The following is a 2,283-nucleotide window of genomic DNA, read 5'->3' as shown; positions in this document are numbered from 1 at the left end:
GGTTTAAACCCAAGGCAATTGAAAAAAGGATTTCCACTACAAACGAAGTTCACTGAACTCAAATGAAAATAAACATTACGTGAAGTAATCAGGGCTAATTAGTTTTCCATTTTATATCAGTTTCAGTTTTTAAAACAAGTCCTGTTTAAAAAAGAAGTTTTAAGCTACTTAACTATCTTAATGGTTTAGAAAAAAACTTAGCGCCCTCGTGGCTAATAAAAATAAAGATGTTAGAAAAAAACATACAAATTGCCGTAGATAAAGGAGAAATGCTTCCGTTAATGGAAGAATTCTACACCATTCAAGGCGAAGGATTTCACACAGGAACAGCTGCTTACTTCATCAGAATTGGTGGATGTGATGTTGGTTGCCATTGGTGTGACGTAAAAGAAAGTTGGAATGCCGAATTGCATCCGCCAACTTCAACAGATGTAATAGTTTCCAATGCCAAGAAACATGCCGATACAGTTGTAATAACTGGTGGCGAACCCTTAACTTGGGACATGTCGTTGCTTACGCAAAAACTAAAAAATCAAAATCTTAAAGTTCACATAGAAACCTCGGGTTGTTATCCGGTAACAGGAACTTGGGATTGGTTTTGTCTTTCTCCAAAGAAAAATAAACTTCCTGTAGATGATGCTTACGCAATTGCACACGAATTAAAAGTTATCATTTACAACAAACACGATTTTATATTTGCCGAAGAGCAAGCCGAAAAAGTAAATAAAAATGCCATCCTTTTCCTTCAACCAGAATGGAGCAAGAAAGAAGAAATGACACCACTTATTGTAGATTATGTAATGAACAACCCAAAATGGCGAGTTTCCTTACAAACGCATAAATATTTGAATATTCCTTAAAAAGTATTTTATGAAATCATTTCTAGCAACATTTTTATTCTTGTTTTTATCAATTTCAAGTTTTGCACAACTTGGCGGTGAAGACGAAGTCTATCTTAGTGGAGATATGATTGAGCCAAAATTTAATGGTGGCGGATTAGAAAAATTTTATGAATTTGCCAATAAAGAAATCGATTTCTCCAAATTTACTAAATCTGAAAAAATTTTAGCTTCTTTTACAGTAGATAAGAATGGTGATTTAAAAAACATCAAAGTAATCCAATTTGATAATTTCGAATCAGCTACAGAAATTATGAGAGTTTTGACAAAATCTCCAAAATGGAAACCAGCGCAAAAAGGAGGAAATCCAGTTGCTGTTACGATGAAATTTCCATTTGATGTTAAACTTAAAAATAATAACGAAGTTTCTCAAAGTAAAAAAATAGAAAAAGTTGCCTCTGACTCAACTGTCGAAAAAGTTCCAGAATATAGTGGTGGTCTTAGTAATTTTTACAAATTTATTGCTAAAAATTATAGAGAACCAGATCAACCAGGTTTAAACGGAAAAGTAATTGTAAGCTTTGTTGTAGAAGTTGATGGTAGTTTGTCGAATTTTGTTATTGACAAGGACTTAGGTTTTGGAACAGGCAAAGAAGCAATACGAGTTTTGAAAAAATCACCCAAATGGACACCAGCTACTCAAAATGGAGTTCCAGTAAGAGCTACCTATAGCTTACCGATATTAATTACTACACCAAAATAAGATTCACTATTTTGTAACATTTATAAAATAGGTGCTACTAATAGTAATATTTGAAATTATCCAAATAAATATTTTGGCATAATAATTGAAAATTATATATTTATAAAAAATTTTAACATAACAAAAAAACTGTAATAATGAAAAAACTTATTTTAACATTCGCATTTGTAGCTGTTGCTCAATTAGGATTTGCTCAAGAAGACCCAGCTTTCAAAGCTGATGTATTAAAAGTTGTACAAAGAAGTAGCGGAGCTCAAATTGAAGGAGCAAAAAAACAAATCTTAGGGATGATCCCAGAGGATAAACAAACTGCATTTTTAGTAGAATTTGATGCTTTGATCGCTAAAGCGAATGAAGCAACTGCAAAAATCTACATGGAAGAATATACTAAAGAAGATGTTAAAGCGATGCTAGCATTTTATAACAGTCCAGTAGGAAAAAAAATGGATGAGAAAGCTGCTGCCATTACAACTAAATCTCAAGAAGCAATGGGAGAATTACAAGGAGAAATTCAAGAAGTTATTGGTAAATACGCTCAATAATAAATTGCCATTCTAATAAATAATTTACAGAAATCCCGCTCTTAATTGAGTGGGATTTTTTATTTTTAGCAAAAAATTAAAACTATGAAATCACAATTTCTTTTTTTTAAAAAAAAAAAAACAAATTTATAAAAATTAG

Annotated in this window: 3 protein-coding genes; all 3 read left to right on the top strand. The window is 31.5% G+C overall.

Annotated elements, in window-relative coordinates:
- The first annotated feature begins 227 nt into the window (after window positions 1–227).
- The 3 genes from DIU01_RS07405 (at window position 228) to DIU01_RS07395 (ending at window position 2,144) form a co-directional block, all read left to right on the top strand.
- Window positions 228–860 (top strand): 7-carboxy-7-deazaguanine synthase QueE, encoded by a 633-nt coding sequence (locus tag DIU01_RS07405; RefSeq protein WP_290833047.1) that lies wholly within the window; start codon window positions 228–230, stop codon window positions 858–860.
- Window positions 861–870: 10 nt separating this feature from the next.
- Complete coding sequence (locus tag DIU01_RS07400; protein WP_290833045.1) at window positions 871–1,602, top strand: energy transducer TonB; 732 nt, start codon at window positions 871–873, stop codon at window positions 1,600–1,602.
- A gap of 137 nt (window positions 1,603–1,739) precedes the next feature.
- Window positions 1,740–2,144: a DUF2059 domain-containing protein gene (locus tag DIU01_RS07395; protein WP_290833043.1), complete on the top strand. Its 405-nt coding sequence runs from the start codon at window positions 1,740–1,742 to the stop codon at window positions 2,142–2,144.
- The last annotated feature ends 139 nt before the right edge of the window (window positions 2,145–2,283 follow it).

It is taken from the genome of Flavobacterium sp. (genome assembly GCF_003525665.1).
GTDB lineage: Bacteria > Bacteroidota > Bacteroidia > Flavobacteriales > Flavobacteriaceae > Flavobacterium.
The sequence above is the reverse complement of the archived record's forward strand: the minus strand, read 5'-3'. Positions and strand labels throughout refer to the sequence as shown.